At 59.4% G+C, this 15124-nt stretch carries 16 protein-coding genes; 6 read left to right on the forward strand and 10 right to left on the reverse strand.

Annotated elements, in window-relative coordinates; translation table 11 throughout:
• Positions 1-54 precede the first annotated feature (54 nt).
• The 4 genes from TK06_RS04740 to TK06_RS04755 all read left to right on the forward strand — a co-directional run bounded on the left by TK06_RS04740 (position 55) and on the right by TK06_RS04755 (position 6327).
• The gene (locus tag TK06_RS04740; RefSeq protein WP_024777185.1) at positions 55-333 is read left to right on the forward strand and encodes a LysR family transcriptional regulator; all 279 of its coding nucleotides are present in this window, start codon (positions 55-57) and stop codon (positions 331-333) included.
• A 140-nt stretch (positions 334-473) separates the two neighbouring features.
• Positions 474-1706 (forward strand): multidrug efflux RND transporter periplasmic adaptor subunit MexE, encoded by a 1233-nt coding sequence (gene mexE, locus TK06_RS04745; RefSeq protein WP_063321046.1) that lies wholly within the window; start codon positions 474-476, stop codon positions 1704-1706.
• An 11-nt stretch (positions 1707-1717) separates the two neighbouring features.
• Complete coding sequence (locus TK06_RS04750) at positions 1718-4909, forward strand: efflux RND transporter permease subunit (protein ID WP_063321047.1); 3192 nt, start codon at positions 1718-1720, stop codon at positions 4907-4909.
• Positions 4909-6327, forward strand: coding sequence for an efflux transporter outer membrane subunit (locus tag TK06_RS04755; RefSeq protein WP_063321048.1), 1419 nt, complete (start codon positions 4909-4911; stop codon positions 6325-6327). The genes TK06_RS04750 and TK06_RS04755 overlap by 1 nt, the downstream gene beginning before the upstream one ends.
• Positions 6328-6485: 158 nt before the next feature.
• Here TK06_RS04755 and TK06_RS30595 read toward each other — a convergent pair whose 3' ends face one another.
• The 10 genes from TK06_RS30595 to TK06_RS04800 all read right to left on the reverse strand — a co-directional run bounded on the left by TK06_RS30595 (position 6486) and on the right by TK06_RS04800 (position 14305).
• On the reverse strand, positions 6486-6719 hold the full coding sequence (locus TK06_RS30595) for an HU family DNA-binding protein (protein WP_086936570.1): 234 nt from the start codon (positions 6717-6719) through the stop codon (positions 6486-6488).
• Between the two features lie 124 nt (positions 6720-6843).
• The gene (locus TK06_RS04760; RefSeq protein ID WP_063321049.1) at positions 6844-9594 is read right to left on the reverse strand and encodes a conjugative transfer ATPase; all 2751 of its coding nucleotides are present in this window, start codon (positions 9592-9594) and stop codon (positions 6844-6846) included.
• Complete coding sequence (locus tag TK06_RS04765) at positions 9594-10010, reverse strand: TIGR03751 family conjugal transfer lipoprotein (protein WP_063321050.1); 417 nt, start codon at positions 10008-10010, stop codon at positions 9594-9596. The genes TK06_RS04760 and TK06_RS04765 overlap by 1 nt, the downstream gene beginning before the upstream one ends.
• Positions 9973-11487, reverse strand: a complete 1515-nt coding sequence (locus TK06_RS04770) for a TIGR03752 family integrating conjugative element protein (RefSeq protein WP_063321051.1) — start codon at positions 11485-11487, stop codon at positions 9973-9975. The genes TK06_RS04765 and TK06_RS04770 overlap by 38 nt, the downstream gene beginning before the upstream one ends.
• Entirely contained in the window at positions 11477-12289 is an 813-nt protein-coding gene (locus TK06_RS04775) for a TIGR03749 family integrating conjugative element protein (RefSeq protein WP_063321052.1), read from the reverse strand. Before TK06_RS04775 ends, TK06_RS04770 begins: the two co-directional genes overlap by 11 nt.
• The gene (locus TK06_RS04780; RefSeq protein ID WP_063321053.1) at positions 12286-12927 is read right to left on the reverse strand and encodes a PFL_4703 family integrating conjugative element protein; all 642 of its coding nucleotides are present in this window, start codon (positions 12925-12927) and stop codon (positions 12286-12288) included. Before TK06_RS04780 ends, TK06_RS04775 begins: the two co-directional genes overlap by 4 nt.
• Positions 12924-13337: a TIGR03750 family conjugal transfer protein gene (locus TK06_RS04785; RefSeq protein WP_063321054.1), complete on the reverse strand. Its 414-nt coding sequence runs from the start codon at positions 13335-13337 to the stop codon at positions 12924-12926. The genes TK06_RS04780 and TK06_RS04785 overlap by 4 nt, the downstream gene beginning before the upstream one ends.
• A 7-nt stretch (positions 13338-13344) precedes the next feature.
• Positions 13345-13716 (reverse strand): TIGR03745 family integrating conjugative element membrane protein, encoded by a 372-nt coding sequence (locus TK06_RS04790; RefSeq protein ID WP_063321055.1) that lies wholly within the window; start codon positions 13714-13716, stop codon positions 13345-13347.
• 17 nt (positions 13717-13733) lie between these two features.
• The gene (locus TK06_RS04795) at positions 13734-13973 is read right to left on the reverse strand and encodes a TIGR03758 family integrating conjugative element protein (protein ID WP_063321056.1); all 240 of its coding nucleotides are present in this window, start codon (positions 13971-13973) and stop codon (positions 13734-13736) included.
• Positions 13970-14305 carry an RAQPRD family integrative conjugative element protein gene (locus TK06_RS04800; protein WP_063321057.1) on the reverse strand — a complete coding sequence of 112 codons (336 nt, stop codon included), beginning with the start codon at positions 14303-14305 and terminating at the stop codon, positions 13970-13972. The genes TK06_RS04795 and TK06_RS04800 overlap by 4 nt, the downstream gene beginning before the upstream one ends.
• A gap of 157 nt (positions 14306-14462) precedes the next feature.
• Between TK06_RS04800 and TK06_RS32385 the strand changes: the two genes are divergently transcribed.
• Both TK06_RS32385 and TK06_RS04805 read left to right on the forward strand, forming a co-directional pair.
• A complete protein-coding gene (locus TK06_RS32385; RefSeq protein ID WP_153044820.1) occupies positions 14463-14696 on the forward strand; it encodes a hypothetical protein in 234 nt (77 codons plus the stop codon).
• Between the two features lie 51 nt (positions 14697-14747).
• Positions 14748-15110, forward strand: a complete 363-nt coding sequence (locus TK06_RS04805; protein ID WP_063321058.1) for a hypothetical protein — start codon at positions 14748-14750, stop codon at positions 15108-15110.
• The last annotated feature ends 14 nt before the right edge of the window (positions 15111-15124 follow it).

Here is a 15124-nt window from a genome sequence, read left to right on the forward strand (position 1 = left end):
TGTCGGATCCCGAGCCTGTGGCTCAAGTTGAAAATCTCTACGTGGACCGGACTCATGAATCGTAATGATCTGCGCAGTATCGATCTGAACCTGTTGGTGGTGTTCGAGGCGCTCATCCAGGAACGTAATCTCACCCGCGCCGCCAAGCAATTATCCTTGGGCCAGCCTGCGGTCAGCGCGGCGCTGGTGCGTTTGCGCAAGCTGTTCAACGACCCTTTGTTCGAGCGCATCGGTCGCCGGATGGTGCCCACTAAGCGAGCGTTGAATGCTGCGCAGGCGTTGGGGCCGGCGCTGGATTCCGTTTGTACCGTGCTCACCAATACCAAGGTTTAAGCGGGATCGATCCTTTTTTTACCCTTAAACATGATGGTCATCATTATTGTTGATAGCCAACTTCACTCCGTTCAATTCGTCGCGACCTCGCGCGACGCCGAGAATCCGGAAATTCCCAAACCGTCTGGCGGACACTACCTATGGAACAGTCACTCAAACCTTTGCGTTATCCCCTTGCTGCACTGGCGCTGGTAGTGCTTACCGCGTGTGAACGCACACCCAATGCCGCCCAGGCGCCGGGTGCGCCGCACGTCACCGTGGCCAAGGTGCTGGAGCAACCCATTACCGAATGGGACGAAGTCACCGCCCGCCTGGAAGCGCCGGAAACCGTCGAGGTTCGTCCTCGGGTAACCGGGCAGATTGATCGCGTAGCCTTTAACGACGGCGCGCTGGTGAAGAAGGGCGATTTGCTGTTCCAGATTGACCCACGCCCGTTCGAACACGAAGTGCATCGCATCGAGGCGCAGCTGCAACAGGCGCGCGCCACCCTGGTCCGCACCGGCAACGAAGCGCAGCGGGGCCAGCGCTTGTTGAGCAGTAACGCGATCTCCGCCGAGCTGGCCGACACCCGCACCACCACCGCGCAGGAAGCCCGGGCCGGGGTCGATGCCATTCAGGCGCAGTTGGACCTGGCGCGCTTGAACCTCAGTTTCACCCGCGTCACCGCACCGATCACTGGCCGGGTCAGCCGGGCGGAAATCACCGCCGGCAATATCGTGACCGCCGACACCACACCGCTGACCAGCGTGGTCTCCACCGACAAGGTCTACGCCTATTTCGATGCGGACGAACGCATGTTCCTCAAATACAGCCTGCTTTCCCGCCAAGGGCAGCGCGGTCAAGCCACGCCGGTGTACATGGGTTTGTCGAACGAGGAGGGCAACAGTCACCTCGGGCAGATGAACTTTGTCGACAACCAGGTCAATCCGAAAACCGGCACCATTCGTGGTCGCGCGGTGTTCGATAACGCTGACGGGCAGTACACCCCCGGTCTGTATGCGCGCTTGAAACTGGTGGGCAGCGCCGCCTATCCCGGCCTGCTGATCAAAGATGAAGCGGTGGGCACCGACCTCGGCAAAAAATTCGTGCTGGTGGTCGATCAGGACAACAAGGCTGTTTATCGCAGCGTCGATTTGGGACCGAAACTTGAAGGCTTACGCATCGTGCGCAGCGGTCTGCAAAAAGACGATCGTATCGTCATCAACGGCCTGCAGCGCGTGCGGCCCGGCGCGGTGATCAGTCCTGAGGATGCGCCAATGGCGAGTCCTGAAGTCGTGTCGATCCTTGAGCAAAAACGTCAGGCGATTGAAGCCTCCCATCAGCCGGTTTCCACGCAATCACCTGCACTAGCAGCCGCCGCACCTCGCGGATAAGGAGCACCGACATGAAGTTTTCCCAGTTCTTTATCACGCGACCGATCTTTGCGGCGGTGCTGTCGCTGCTTATCCTGATTGCCGGCGCGATCTCGCTGTTCCAGCTGCCGATCAGCGAATACCCGGAAGTGGTGCCACCCACCGTGGTCGTCCATGCCAACTACCCCGGCGCCAACCCGAAAGTCATTGGTGAAACTGTAGCAGCGCCTCTGGAGCAAGCCATCACCGGCGTCGAGAACATGTTGTACATGTCCTCGCAATCCACGGCGGATGGCCGACTCACCCTCACCGTGACGTTCGCTCTGGGCACTGATCTGGATAACGCCCAAGTTCAGGTGCAGAACCGTGTGACCCGCACCGAACCCAAGCTGCCCGAGGAAGTGACGCGTATCGGCATCACCGTCGACAAGGCCTCTCCCGAGCTGACCTTGCTGGTGCATTTGGTGTCACCGGATAAGCGCTACGACATGCTCTACCTGTCGAACTACGCGATTCTCAACGTCAAGGATGAGCTGTCGCGCCTGGACGGTATCGGTGACGTGAAGATGTTCGGTATCGGTGATTACTCGCTGCGTATCTGGCTCGATCCGAACAAGACCGCTTCGCGCAATTTGACCGCAACCGATGTGGTCAACGCAGTGCGCGAGCAGAACCGTCAGGTCGCCGCCGGGCAGCTGGGTTCGCCGCCTGCGCCAAATGCCACTAGCTTCCAGATGTCGATCAACTCCCAAGGGCGGTTGGTCAGCGAAGAAGAGTTCGAGAACGTGATTATCCGCAGCGGTCCGGACGGCGAGATCACGCGCCTGAAAGACATCGGCCGGGTCGAACTGGGTTCCAACCAGTATGCCTTGCGCGCCTTGCTCAATAACGAGGAAGCGGTGGCGATGCCGATCTTCCAGCGTCCGGGCTCGAATGCGATCGACATCTCCAACCAGGTGCGGGCGAAGATGGCGGAGCTGAAGAAGAGTTTCCCGGAAGGCATGGACTACGAGATCGTCTATGATCCGACGATCTTCGTGCGCAGTTCGATCGAGGCGGTGGTTCACACCTTGTTCGAAGCGCTAATCCTCGTGGTGCTGGTGGTCATTCTGTTCCTGCAAACCTGGCGCGCCTCGATCATTCCGCTGGTCGCGGTGCCGGTGTCGCTGATCGGTACGTTTGCCGTGATGCACCTGTTCGGGTTTTCGCTGAATGCGTTATCGCTGTTCGGCCTGGTGTTGGCGATCGGGATCGTGGTCGATGATGCGATCGTGGTGGTGGAGAACGTCGAACGAAACATCGAGTCGGGGCTTGAACCGGTCGAAGCAACCAAAAAAGCCATGGGCGAGGTCACCGGGCCGATCATTGCCACGGCACTGGTGCTGTGTGCGGTGTTCGTGCCCGCAGCCTTTATCTCGGGCTTGACCGGGCAGTTCTACAAACAGTTCGCCCTGACCATTGCCATCTCCACCGTGATCTCGGCGTTCAACTCCCTGACCTTGTCGCCGGCATTGGCCGCGGTGTTGCTCAAGGCACACGGCGCGCCGAAAGACCGCTTCTCCAAAGTGCTGGATCGTCTGCTCGGTGGCTGGCTGTTCAAACCCTTCAACCGCTTCTTCGACAAGGCCAGCCATGGCTACGTAATTGCCGTGGCCAAGGTCATTCGGGGCAGCAGCGTGGCCTTGCTGGTCTATGCCGGCCTGATCGCAATGACGTACGTGGGCTTCAGCACCACGCCAACCGGCTTCGTGCCGACCCAGGACAAAAAGTACTTGGTAACCTTTGCGCAATTGCCGGACGCGGCGAGCCTTGATCGCACCGAGTCGGTGATCCGGCGCATGAGCACCATCGCGATGAACGAGCCGGGCTTCGACAGCGCCGTGGCGTTCCCGGGCCTGTCGATCAATGGGTTCACCAACAGCTCGAACGCCGGCATTGCCTTCATCGGCTTGCGGCCCTTCGACGAGCGCAAAGACCCGAGCCTGTCCGCCGGCGCGATTTCCGCTTCGCTGAACGCCAAGTTCGGTGGCATCCAGGACGCCTACATCGCGGTGTTCCCGCCGCCGCCCGTGCAGGGCCTGGGCACCATCGGCGGGTTCCGTTTGCAGATCGAGGACCGCGGCAACCTGGGTTACGAAGAGCTGTACAAAGAGACCATGAACATCATCGGTAAGAGCCGCAGTGTTCCGGAGCTGGCCAATTTGTTCACCAGCTACACCGTCAACGTGCCGCAGGTCGACGCTGCGATTGATCGGGAAAAAGCCAAGATCCATGGCGTGGCCATCAACGACATCTTCGACACATTACAGGTGTACCTGGGCTCACTGTATGCCAACGACTTCAACCGTTTCGGGCGGACCTATCAGGTCAACGTGCAGGCCGAACAGCAGTTCCGCCAGGAACCGGAGCAGATCGGTCAGTTGAAAGTGCGTAACAACAAAGGCGAAATGATCCCGCTGGCCACGTTCGTCAAGGTCAGCCCGACGTCGGGGCCTGATCGAGTTATGCACTACAACGGCTTCATCACCGCGGAAATCAACGGCGGCGCCGCGCCGGGCTACAGCTCAGGCCAGGCCCAGGCGGCGATTGAAAAGCTGCTCAAAGAAGAGCTGCCCAACGGTATGACCTACGAATGGACCGACCTGACCTACCAGCAGATCCTGTCCGGCAATACCGCGTTGCTGGTGTTCCCGCTCTGCGTGCTGTTGGCGTTCCTGGTCCTGGCGGCGCTGTACGAGAGCTGGAGCCTGCCACTGGCGGTGATCCTGATCGTGCCGATGACCCTGCTGTCGGCGATTGCCGGGGTGATCATTTCCAAGGGCGACAACAACATCTTTACCCAGATAGGCCTAATCGTGCTGGTCGGCCTGGCTTGCAAGAACGCGATCCTGATCGTCGAGTTCGCCAAGGACAAACAGGCGCAAGGCATGTCGCCGCTGGAAGCAGTGCTGGACGCCTGCCGCATGCGTCTGCGGCCGATTCTGATGACGTCGTTCGCCTTCATCATGGGGGTGATCCCGCTGGTGACCTCCACGGGTGCCGGCTCGGAAATGCGCCGGGCGATGGGGGTCGCGGTGTTCTCCGGGATGCTCGGCGTGACCTTCTTCGGGTTGCTGCTGACGCCAGTGTTCTTCGTGCTGATTCGTCGTTCCATCGAGCGCAACAATGCGCGCAAAGCGGCTCGTATTAACCAAACCCATTCGCTGAATTCGGAGGCTCACTAATGAACGCTTTCAAGCTATTTTTACCCAGCCTCCTGGTTGCTGCGTTGGCCGCCTGCACTGTGGGTCCCGACTACAAAACACCTGACACCGCGCCGGCCACTGTCGTGTCGATCCAGGGCGGGCACTACGATCAGTCGCGGTTCGAAACGGTGTGGTGGCAGCAGTTCGATGACCCTACGCTCAACCAGTTGGTGAGCAAGTCCCTGGAAGGCAACCGCGATCTGCGCGTCGCGTTTGCCCGATGGAAAGCGGCCCGGGCGATTCGTGATGACGTCAGTAACGACAATTTGCCGGTGGTCACCAGCCGCGTCAGCAGCCAGCAGGGGCGGGGGCAGGTGCCCGGCCAGACCGAAAGCCGAGTCAATCAGGAGCGCTACGATCTGGGGTTGGACATGGCCTGGGAAGTCGACCTGTTTGGCCGAATCCAGCGGCAACTGGAATCCAGCGATGCTCAGGAAGATGCCGCCGCAGCGGACTTGTATCAGCTGCGGGTGACAATGATTGCCGAGCTGGTGGATGCCTACGGCCAACTGCGCGGCGCTCAACTGCGGGAAAAAATCGCCCTGGCGAACCTGAAAAATCAGCAGGACTCGCGCACTGTGACGGTGAGCCTGCGCGACGCCGGTGTGGGCAATGAACTCGATGTGGTGCGTGCCGATGCGCGTCTGGCGGCGGTCGAAGCCACGGTGCCGCAACTTCAAGCGGAGCAGGTGCGGCAGAAAAACCGCATCGCCACGTTGTTGGGAGAGCGTCCGAATACCTTGAGCGTGTCGTTGAGTCCCGCCAAGTTGCCGGCCATTGCAAAAGCGCTGCCGATCGGTGATCTCGCCGAACTGCTGCGCCGGCGCCCCGATGTGCTCGCCGCCGAGCGCAGGCTGGCGTCCGCCACGGCTGAAATCGGCGTGGCCACTGCCGACTTGTTCCCGCGGGTGAGCCTGAGCGGCTTCCTCGGCTTCACCGCCGGCCGTGGTTCACAGATTGGCTCCAGCGCCGCCCGGGCCTGGAGCTTGGGTCCGAGCATTACCTGGGCGGCATTTGACCTGGGCAGCGTGCGGGCGCGCATCCGTGGTGCCGACGCCAATGCCGAAGGCGCCCTGGCCACCTATGAGCAGCAAGTGCTGCTGGCGCTTGAAGAGTCTGAAAACGCCTTCAGCGACTATGGCAAACGCCAACAACGGTTGTTGTCGTTGATCAAACAGAGTGAGTCGAGCCGCGCCGCCGCTGACCTCGCGGCCATCCAATACAAGGAAGGGACCGTGGATTATCTGGTGCTGTTGGACGCAGAACGCGAGCGGCTCAACGCCGAAGATGCCCAAGCTCTGGGTGAAACCGATCAGTACCGCGGCATCGTCGCGATCTATAAAGCGTTGGGAGGAGGGTGGAATAGCGGCGGTGGAAACGTCGCGGCGATTAACTGAACAGATCCTAAAAAAACCTTAGGAAATTCTGAGTATAAATCTTGCGCAATGCAGCGTAGTTAGAACAATCCGAACGGGCAACACATCTTGTTGACCCCGTTCACTTGAGGCGACTTTAGTCCCGCTGGACGGCTGGCTATGACTGTCTGATTCTATTCTTAATGAAAAGAATTCCGATCGAAGTGAAAAGTCACGCCAGTTTTAGGGTTACGGCCGTCGCGCGCTGCACGCGCTTTCACGGCAAAGGTACCAAAACCAACCAAGGTGACGTTCTCACCACTTTGCAACGCAGTGGATATGATGGTTGTGAGGGCTTCCAACGCGCGTCCGGCAGTGGACTTCGGGCGGTCGGTGGAGCTCGCTATGGCCTCGACGAGGTCGTTTTTATTTATGTATGGTTCCTTCTGCTGGCTGAATGGTGACGAGTAATCTACTCAGATAGTTCGGGCATATCCAGCACCAAACCGCTTTCCGGCCCTTTGCGGATGTAACGCTATTTGGGCTTCAAATCGATACTTACGTCCCGATTCCACGGGCCCGGTCAATGCGCTCAGCTACCTGAAAAGCCGCTTCCAACTCCGAGCAGCCGTTTTCCTGCATCAGTGTCCAGCGCTCGGCCTTTTCTTCGGGTTCCGTCATGGCCAGGGCGAGATAGAGACTGGGTGGCACGGCTCGAAAGAGCGTTTCGAGCTTCTTCGACAGCACGACCCCCTCGGTGTATTTGCCCGGTTCCTTGCTGGCGGAGAGCAACAAGGCTTTCTGCGCCGGTGAAAGCTTCTTGAAGCGGGCGATCTCTTCGATTTCCGCGGGCGGCATGTTTAAACAAATCCACCACTCGATCATGTTGAGCATGGTCTGCGCGGCAGTGGGGAAGTCGGCAAGGTTCTGCGTGGCGAGCCAGAACCAGGCGCCAAGCTTGCGCCACATCTTCGTGCCCTTGACCACGAACGGTGCCAGCAACGGGTTCTTGGTGATGATATGGCCTTCGTCGGTGACCATGATGATCGGTCGGTCCAGGTACTGATCGCGCTCGGCGAGATTGTTCACGGTGTTCATCAGGCTGATGTAGCTGATGGACATCTGGGCTTCGTAACCTTCACGAGCATAGGTGGCCAGGTCGACGATGGTCACATCGCTCTCGGGCCAAGGCGTGCCCTCGCGATTGAACAGTTCACCCTCGAAGCCCTGACAGAACAGGTCGATGGACTCGCCCATTTCCTGGGCACGCTCGCGACGTTTTTCTGGCAGGTGCGGGTCGGCGGCGACACGCAGCAACGCGTCGCGCACGTCGCGGGTCAGCACCTGGCGGTTCGCTGCGACACAGGTCTGCGCCGCATCGAGAATGCACTCGCGAATCAGGCTGCGATCGGCTCGACTCAGGCGCGCCTCTTCCTTGGCCTCGCCGCCGGTGATCATCAGGCGAGCGGTGATTTCCAATTCGCCGAGAACATCGCGCTGGTCTTCGCGACTGGCTACCGCCTCATCGTCCAGCTCATCGATCGATAGACTCGCCACCTCATCCGGCTGCTCGATCAGGCGCCAGGCATCGGCGAACGGGGCGAGACTGACCGAGGCGCCAGGTTTCAATTGGACCTTATTGACCGACAGGCCCTGTGTCGCGAAGTAGTCGCCCTGCAAACCAAACGAATTGCCGGCCTCGACGATAAATAAGCGTGGGCGGTACACCGCCATGATCTGCATCAGCAGGGTGACCAGGGTGGCCGACTTGCCGGCACCGGTGGGGCCGAACAACAGCAGATGGCCGTTCATGGCCCGGTCCAGGCGTGACAGAGGGTCGAAGCTCAGTGGCGAACCGCCGCGGTTGAACAGGGTGATGCCCGTGTGGCCTGTGCCGGTGCTGCGACCCCACACAGGAACCAGGTTCGCCAGGTGCTGGGCGAACATCAGCCGCGTGTACCAGTTGCGCGTGTCGCGGGCTGGGTTGTAAGCCATCGGTAGCCAACGCAGGTAACTGTTGCAGGCGGCGACTTCATCGCCTTCGCGTACCGGTTGCAGCCCCGCACCCAGCAACGCGTTGGCCAGGCTGACCGAGCGCTGGTGCAATTGCTGCTCATCGTGACCGCGCAGGTAAAACGCCAGGGTGCCCCGGTACAGCTTGTGCTGGCGGCCGATGATCGCGCGAGCCTCTTCGACATCCTGACGGGTCTGGGTCGAGGCCAGGTTTTCACCGATGGCTTTGCGGGCCAGGCGGTTCAACTGATCCTCAAGTACATCTTGGGGCTTGACCACCAAGGTCAGACTCATCACCGTACCTTCGGGTAACTGGTCGAACAGGGCATTCACCGCGTCGCCCTTGCGGGTTTCTCCGGTGAGTTGACCAATCAAGGGCGCCCGGCGCAGCTTATCCACTACCATGACCCGGTGTGGCTGATCGTCAAAAAACCAGAGTCCGTGCTGCACATCCGAACGCGGTTCGTTGAAGAACAGCCGCTCGGCAAAGTCATGATCGAAGGGCAGTTCCAGTGACTCGCCATTGCCCGACTCCGGATAGGCGACACGGTGATAGAACTCCTCGGGGGCTTCATTGGTGAGCGTGGGCGCAGGATTGAACCAGGGCACTAACCAGGCATAAAGACTGCGGCCATCGACTCGCGTCGATTGCACCCCGCACGCCTTCAATGAAGCCGCGATACGTTCGCAAGCCTGTTGCAGGGATTGCACCGGGGTGAGTCCCGTCTCCTCAGCGTCAGACTCAAGCCAGCGATAGACCACCAGGCGCACCCGTCGGTTGTTGCCACGCCACGGCAGGCGCGTCACCACCTTATCCTCAAACAGACCACCGGGCTTGGCAACGGCCTTCAGATGACGGCGGCTGAGCTCCAAATATGCTTCGGTGAAGACCGTGCCTCGCGCGCTGTCCCGGATATAGTCGGTGAGTCGGGTCAGATAGGGGATGAAATTGTTGTCGTCCTGGCAGAAAAACTGCGCCAGCCAAGGCGCTTGATCCAGCTCGTCAAAGCTATCCTGCAGGGCATCCTCAAGGGCATCGCGGGCGGCCATTAGCCAATCGGGTTCACGCCCTTCGGTGCCGATAGGTAGCAACTCGAACACCGCACCCACCGAACGATTGTCATCGAGCAGAAAACACTGCTCGGTGTCGAGGTACTCGACCCAAGGCAGGTGATCGGTGAAGCTGGGGTTGTGCGCATACATTGCAGCTTCATCGGCCAAGGTGGCGCGAGGATGCAATGGGTGGCGCCAGGCTTTCCACGCAGAAGTGCGGTTGCCCGAATCGCCGGTACGCACTACAAGTCTTCCTGACGTTCACCCGGCAACGCGTATTGCACCCGTTGGTAGAACGGAAAGACAGTTGAGTAACCCGGGACCGGTGCTTGCTCGGTACCGCTCAGGTGCGGATATACATACAGCACCAGATCGGGATTGGGCAGGCGAGGGAACAGGTTGCGGATCTCGTTCGCCGCTGTGCGAGTGTACGGTTCTTGGAGAGCAACGGAGAAATCTACTTGAGCCAACGGGCGGCGTAACTGTTGTCGAGCATCCAGCAGTTGCTGCTGAGTGCCTTGTGAGCCGGCGCCGTTCCAGATGTCCAGCATGGTTTGCTCTCCATGGGGAAGCAGAGTGTCCTTGTCGGTGGAGCACCCCGTCAGGACCCAGCAGAGCAAGCTAATCCAGGTCAAGCAGAGAAGCATGGTCTTTTTCATGGCGAACGCTCCGGCCCTTGGGCTCGTAGTCGATGGTGATCTCCTGGTCGAGGTGCAGCGCGACCTGTGCGGCCGGTGGCACGTACACGGCAGCAAAGGCCTCGCCATACAGCTTGTTGACCCACTCGCGGATGTCGCTGACCCCACCACTGAGAATTGCATTCAGTGCGCTGTTGCCACTGCTGCTGGTGACCCCGAGCTTACTGCCGCCCGAACTGATCACGCTGCTGTTGTTCCGCTCATCCCCGAGCAGAGCGGCGACACCGGCACCGGTCGCAGTGATCAGGCTCTGGCTGCCGAGGTATTGCTGGGCATTCGAGCGGCGCTCGCCGGCGATGCAAGGAATGCCATACGGATCGGACAGGTAACCGAGTCCACCACGGATCTTGTCGGTGCTCGAGCTCTGGGCGGTGGAGGCATTGCGGCTGGCTACTGCCTTCGGCTGAGGCACTGTACGGATGGTGCCGTCGGTAAACACAAAGGTGATTGACTCGACCTGTCCGCGTACGCAAGACAGGGTCCAGTCCCCGGACGCCGTACCGCTCATCACGGCCCCCGCGACATCCGGCAGGTCGATGCCGTTGGCCGTCAGGTTCTCCGGACCGACCAACACCTTGAAGGGATAGGGATCATTCACTGTGCCGTCCACCGGGACTCGGCCGATCAGCGCAGTCATGGCGACCGAGCCCATCAATGTCGCGTTTTCGGGAATGGTGTAGACCGGCTTCGCGCCTTCGGTACGATCAGCGGATCGTGTCAGGTCACGCTCACCCTTGGTGACCGCGCGCAGCTGTTTCTGGCTGCGATCAATCGCGTTATCTTTCAAGCCGTCCAGTGAGTTGAAGGCGGTAGGCAGACTCAATGTTGAGGAGGTCTTGGTTTTCTCTCGGGCGTCGGTGGGCGGAGCATCCGAGGGTTCAATCCACTGCAGCGCATCAATGGCAGAATGCTGCGCTTCGAACTGAGCCCCGTCGCCCGGCTCAAGCCCCAACCCGATTGGCATGTCCTTGCTTTTGCCGGTCAGCCCCGACAACTGCTCCTGCAACTGCGTCAGCAGACCGCGAGCCTGGCGACTGTCTTGTTCCGCTTTGAGTCGGGCCTCATTGGCTTGTCGGCGGCCTTCGTCGACTTGCTGGGTCACACTGCCAAGCGCGGTCTGGATACGCGAATCGACACTGTTTTCCCGTTCACGCAGGCGGTTGTTCTCGGTCTGCAAAGAATCGTTGTGTTTCTTCAAACCGAGCATGTCGCTGCGCATGGCCTTCACCTGGCCGACCAGGGTGGCGACCGTGTCGCGTGGGGTATCGCCCGCAATGCCGAGCGACTTGGCCTGCTCGGCGGATAACTGAATGTTGCCCTGATCAACTGGGTGCTCTGGAGAGGGAGTATTACCCGCGACCCAGCTTTTCAGGATGATCACTACCACCGCCAGCAGCGCAGCCGGTACCAGCCATTTGAGCAAGGCGTTAGCCTTCATCGTCAGCACCTCGCGCAACGGGTGGGAGCAGTACGGCTTGCTCGAGGCCGGCACCGCGGGTGACCAGGTAGGCGATCGTGGTGTCTTCAGCGCTGCCGACAGGTCCGAGGAAAGCATGCTGGAAGGCCGCGGCGAACAGCTTGGCCTGAAGCCGACGCGGATCGAGTTGCACCGTTTCTGGACCACGATTGCGCAACTTCACCGCCGACACCCAGTAATCACCGAGTCGCCAGGCAGCGATGGGCGTGCTGGACACGTTTTCGGTGGGCAGCAGAGTCGGCAGTTCGGTGTGCAGCTTGAGCGGGACGCGGCGTACACCGGGCAGGGACTCCACAGTGCGCAGAGGCGCGTACAGGCTTTGCGCGGCGTAGCGCGCCAAAGCGACCGGGACCGGTGTATGTTCTGGAACAGGGACGGTGCTGGATTCAGCCTCGGTAGCCTGCACCTGAGCATTCTTGATAAGACGCACGGGCTCCAGCGGTTGATCGCCAGGCGTGGCCGCGATGTCCAGGAGGATGATCTCCCCCGTCGTGACCGATTGCAGTTGCAGTCGGGTCGGGGCAATGGCTTCTGACGCGCGCAGGTATAGCGTGCCGCCAGTTGATTGCACGCGCAGCTTGCCCGTCAGGGTTGAGGGCACACCGACGCGAACATCCTCATCAATAAAGACCACTCGTTCCTGATTGATTACCAGAGGGACCGCGAGAGGTAGGCGTTCCCAGCGCATCAGCTCGACGGCCTGTGCTGCTGCTCCCCATAACATCAGTGCAACGGTGAGTCCCAGGGTAGAACTCCGCTTCATGGCTCACCTCCGGGCAGCGAGATTTTTTGCGGAGTGCCCTGATAACAATCCAGTGCCAACCCCCACTTGTTGCGCTCGGGGTCCAGGTCAAAACGCACTACGCGCAATGGGTACCGCACCACCACCCGTTTCACCGGTTCGGCGGCGTAATACTCATCGGCGTTGAGGTCGAGCGTGACCAGCCAGCTGTCGCGGTCGAGTTGCTTGACCCTGAGCTCCGGATCCTCGCTGTAGCCTCGGCCCAGAATTTCGTAGACGCCACGCACCCGCTGCCGCAGTTCACCGGCGGCCTTGCGGTACTCGTAGTCGCCGTCGAGAAAGGCCTTGCAGGCAGGTGTCAGGTAGGACTGCAAGCCATAGATGGCGCGACGATAATCCTGCTCGCCATCCGAGGGCCAGCGGTTGAGTTGGCCAAAGATGTACAAGGCAAAGGCATACACATTCTCTGAGGGAATATCCCACCATTTGCGAGTGCTGCCCGAGCGCAAATCCGGCGGTACATGCACGGTCAGATCGGTCGGTGCCGAGCGCCAGCCATACCAAAGTCCGGCACAGACTAGGGCGAGGATCACTACCGCCAGACGCAGGCTGAAGATATGCGCCTGCTGGGCATCCACCTTGTTCCGAAAACGGCTCATGGCTGCCACCGGGACAGGGCAGGGCGCAGTCGACGCGAGCGGCGAACCGTCCAGCCCCCAGAGTGGAGGATCAAACTGCCGCGACCCAGGCGCCAACGGCTGGCGAGTATCCATTCGAGCTTGCGGTACAACCAGGTCTCGGGCCGGGCCCGTTTGGCCCGACGCAGTAGCGTGCCACCGGCAAATAACACCACGGCCATGCCTGCGATCATGCTGGTCGGCGCTATGGCAATGGAAGCGGTGGCAATCGCTAGAGGAACGCCCGTCAGTAGGCCAATGACCGCACCGCTACCGAGCGCCACCCACATCTCATCATTGGTCAAACCGCGCAATACGGCAGGGTCACGATTGAGTCGCTCCGGCAAAAAGACCAGGGTGCCGTCGGCAAGGCGTTCGATAGTGTCGTTCATGTCGACCTCACAGAATCGCGGCAGCCTTGGTCAGGAACCAGATGATGATCACCACCAACAAGGCTCCGATACCGACCACTGCACCCAAGTCCTTCCAGGTCTTACGCTGGTTCTGCACGTCGGCATACACCGTCAGCGAGTGCCAGGCCACACCCAAGAAAGCGAGTAGGGCGATCAGCAGGCCGAGCAGGATGCCGCCGTCGTACGCATAGTTTTTGATCGTCTCGATCAACCCGGATCCTTCGCCGCGCGAAGGGGCTTCCATGGTGGGGAGCTCGGCAAAAGCCAGGCTTGGGCCGAGCACCAGCAGCAGACCGATCATGCGTTGGCTCGCACGATCACGCAGGTTGTTTTTCAGGGGGACAAGGCACTTGAGCATGACGGCAATCTCCTGGGTTAGGAAAGGGTGAAGAACATCAGGACCAACAATGCGAGCAGCGCGCGCGTGGCGCTGCCGCCAAACGCGCCGAAGCGCACACCGCCGGCGGCCCATCCCCGGTAAGCCGTACTCATCACCCAGGCACACCAAAGCAAAGCTAGGACGAGAACCAGGGACAGCCAGAGTGTCGAACTGCTCTGTGCCGAGAAGCCGGAGGCGTTTTGGAACGCTGAACTCTGAGCGTCAGTCATGCTCATGGCGAGGACTCTGCGGATGAAGTGTCAAGGCGGTAATCGCCGACCAATTCAGTGGGGTCGCGGGGTTGAGCGCGAGAGGGCGACAGATAGCCCTGCACGCCCTGGCGAATACGTTGGATGTCCTGGATCATTTGGGGGTAGTCGAAGCGGTAGCGCTCATTCGGTTGAGCGTTGCTAGATCTCTCGGCTTGAGCGGTCAGGCGTTCGATAACGTCGAGCTGCTGCCGGACTAGACTAAGATGTGCCTGTTCATCAGCTGGTGCGGCATCACTGTTTAAATGGATAGTCGCTAGCATAAACAGCAGCGAACAGCGGATCGGTGTCGTTGGCATGATATTGGCTCTAGTAATACGTATCTAAAGAGTCTCACCAAACAAGCCCGGATTCAGTCGAAAATATGGAATGCTACCAATCAGTTTTTCTGTATTTGGTGATATTGTGTTTGTGAATTTTTGATCGGTGGGGTTTAGCCTAATTGGGAGGGCGGTAGTGAATCGAATAGCCGGTGTCACCGAAGAGTACTGGGGCGCTCTTAATGAGGATCATCGTTTTAAATGGAAGCTTTTTAATCGTGCTATTACCTTTGCTGGGGCGTTGATCGTAACAAAGACCGGCTTAAATTATGCGGACTGGGTTTTGGCTGCTGTCGCGGCATTGCTGCCAATGCTCTTGATTGAAAGTCAACGCAGTTATAGGCGATTTGGCTCTCGGCTGCGAAAGTAGATAATTCGAATTTTTATATCGCTAGGAACTTGGTGTTTAGTGGTTCTTGGGATGGCCTTCTTTATACAGGTGGGGCTAATTTCAACTGTGAATGTTTTTATTTCAATGGTTGGTTCTTCTCAAGCAGCAGTTGATAAAATTTCGCCTCTGGCACTGGTGTTGATATTTGCCGTTTGCGGAGTCGTCGCAATGGTTAGGGTTTTTAAAGAGCTAGGATTTTGGGAGCTGATTTATCACTTGCCACATCGGCAGCTGAAAAAGCTGCTGGTTTACAAGGTTTTTAAAGCGGACTGTTTTGCGTTGTTTGCATGGTTTGAGATAACGGTGATTTTGGTGGGTTTCTTATATGTAAATACGGCTGCTGAGATATTTAAGTTGTTCGTGGTAATGTTTGATGCCGCTGTGCGGCAGTAGTGGGGATAAAAAAT

Source organism: Pseudomonas fluorescens, from assembly GCF_001623525.1.
GTDB lineage: Bacteria > Pseudomonadota > Gammaproteobacteria > Pseudomonadales > Pseudomonadaceae > Aquipseudomonas > Aquipseudomonas fluorescens_Q.

What these genes read in the sequence shown, in the direction of transcription:
- TK06_RS04740 (WP_024777185.1), top strand. Translation starts at nt 55, where the DNA reads ATGAATCGTAATGATCTGCGCAGTATCGATCTGAACCTGTTGGTGGTG.
- mexE (WP_063321046.1), top strand. Translation starts at nt 474, where the DNA reads ATGGAACAGTCACTCAAACCTTTGCGTTATCCCCTTGCTGCACTGGCG.
- TK06_RS04750 (WP_063321047.1), top strand. Translation starts at nt 1,718, where the DNA reads ATGAAGTTTTCCCAGTTCTTTATCACGCGACCGATCTTTGCGGCGGTG.
- TK06_RS04755 (WP_063321048.1), top strand. Translation starts at nt 4,909, where the DNA reads ATGAACGCTTTCAAGCTATTTTTACCCAGCCTCCTGGTTGCTGCGTTG.
- TK06_RS04765 (WP_063321050.1), bottom strand. Translation starts at nt 10,010, where the DNA reads ATGAAAAAGACCATGCTTCTCTGCTTGACCTGGATTAGCTTGCTCTGC.
- TK06_RS04770 (WP_063321051.1), bottom strand. Translation starts at nt 11,487, where the DNA reads ATGAAGGCTAACGCCTTGCTCAAATGGCTGGTACCGGCTGCGCTGCTG.
- TK06_RS04775 (WP_063321052.1), bottom strand. Translation starts at nt 12,289, where the DNA reads ATGAAGCGGAGTTCTACCCTGGGACTCACCGTTGCACTGATGTTATGG.
- TK06_RS04780 (WP_063321053.1), bottom strand. Translation starts at nt 12,927, where the DNA reads ATGAGCCGTTTTCGGAACAAGGTGGATGCCCAGCAGGCGCATATCTTC.
- TK06_RS04785 (WP_063321054.1), bottom strand. Translation starts at nt 13,337, where the DNA reads ATGAACGACACTATCGAACGCCTTGCCGACGGCACCCTGGTCTTTTTG.
- TK06_RS04790 (WP_063321055.1), bottom strand. Translation starts at nt 13,716, where the DNA reads ATGCTCAAGTGCCTTGTCCCCCTGAAAAACAACCTGCGTGATCGTGCG.
- TK06_RS04795 (WP_063321056.1), bottom strand. Translation starts at nt 13,973, where the DNA reads ATGAGCATGACTGACGCTCAGAGTTCAGCGTTCCAAAACGCCTCCGGC.
- TK06_RS04800 (WP_063321057.1), bottom strand. Translation starts at nt 14,305, where the DNA reads ATGCCAACGACACCGATCCGCTGTTCGCTGCTGTTTATGCTAGCGACT.
- TK06_RS04805 (WP_063321058.1), top strand. Translation starts at nt 14,748, where the DNA reads ATGGCCTTCTTTATACAGGTGGGGCTAATTTCAACTGTGAATGTTTTT.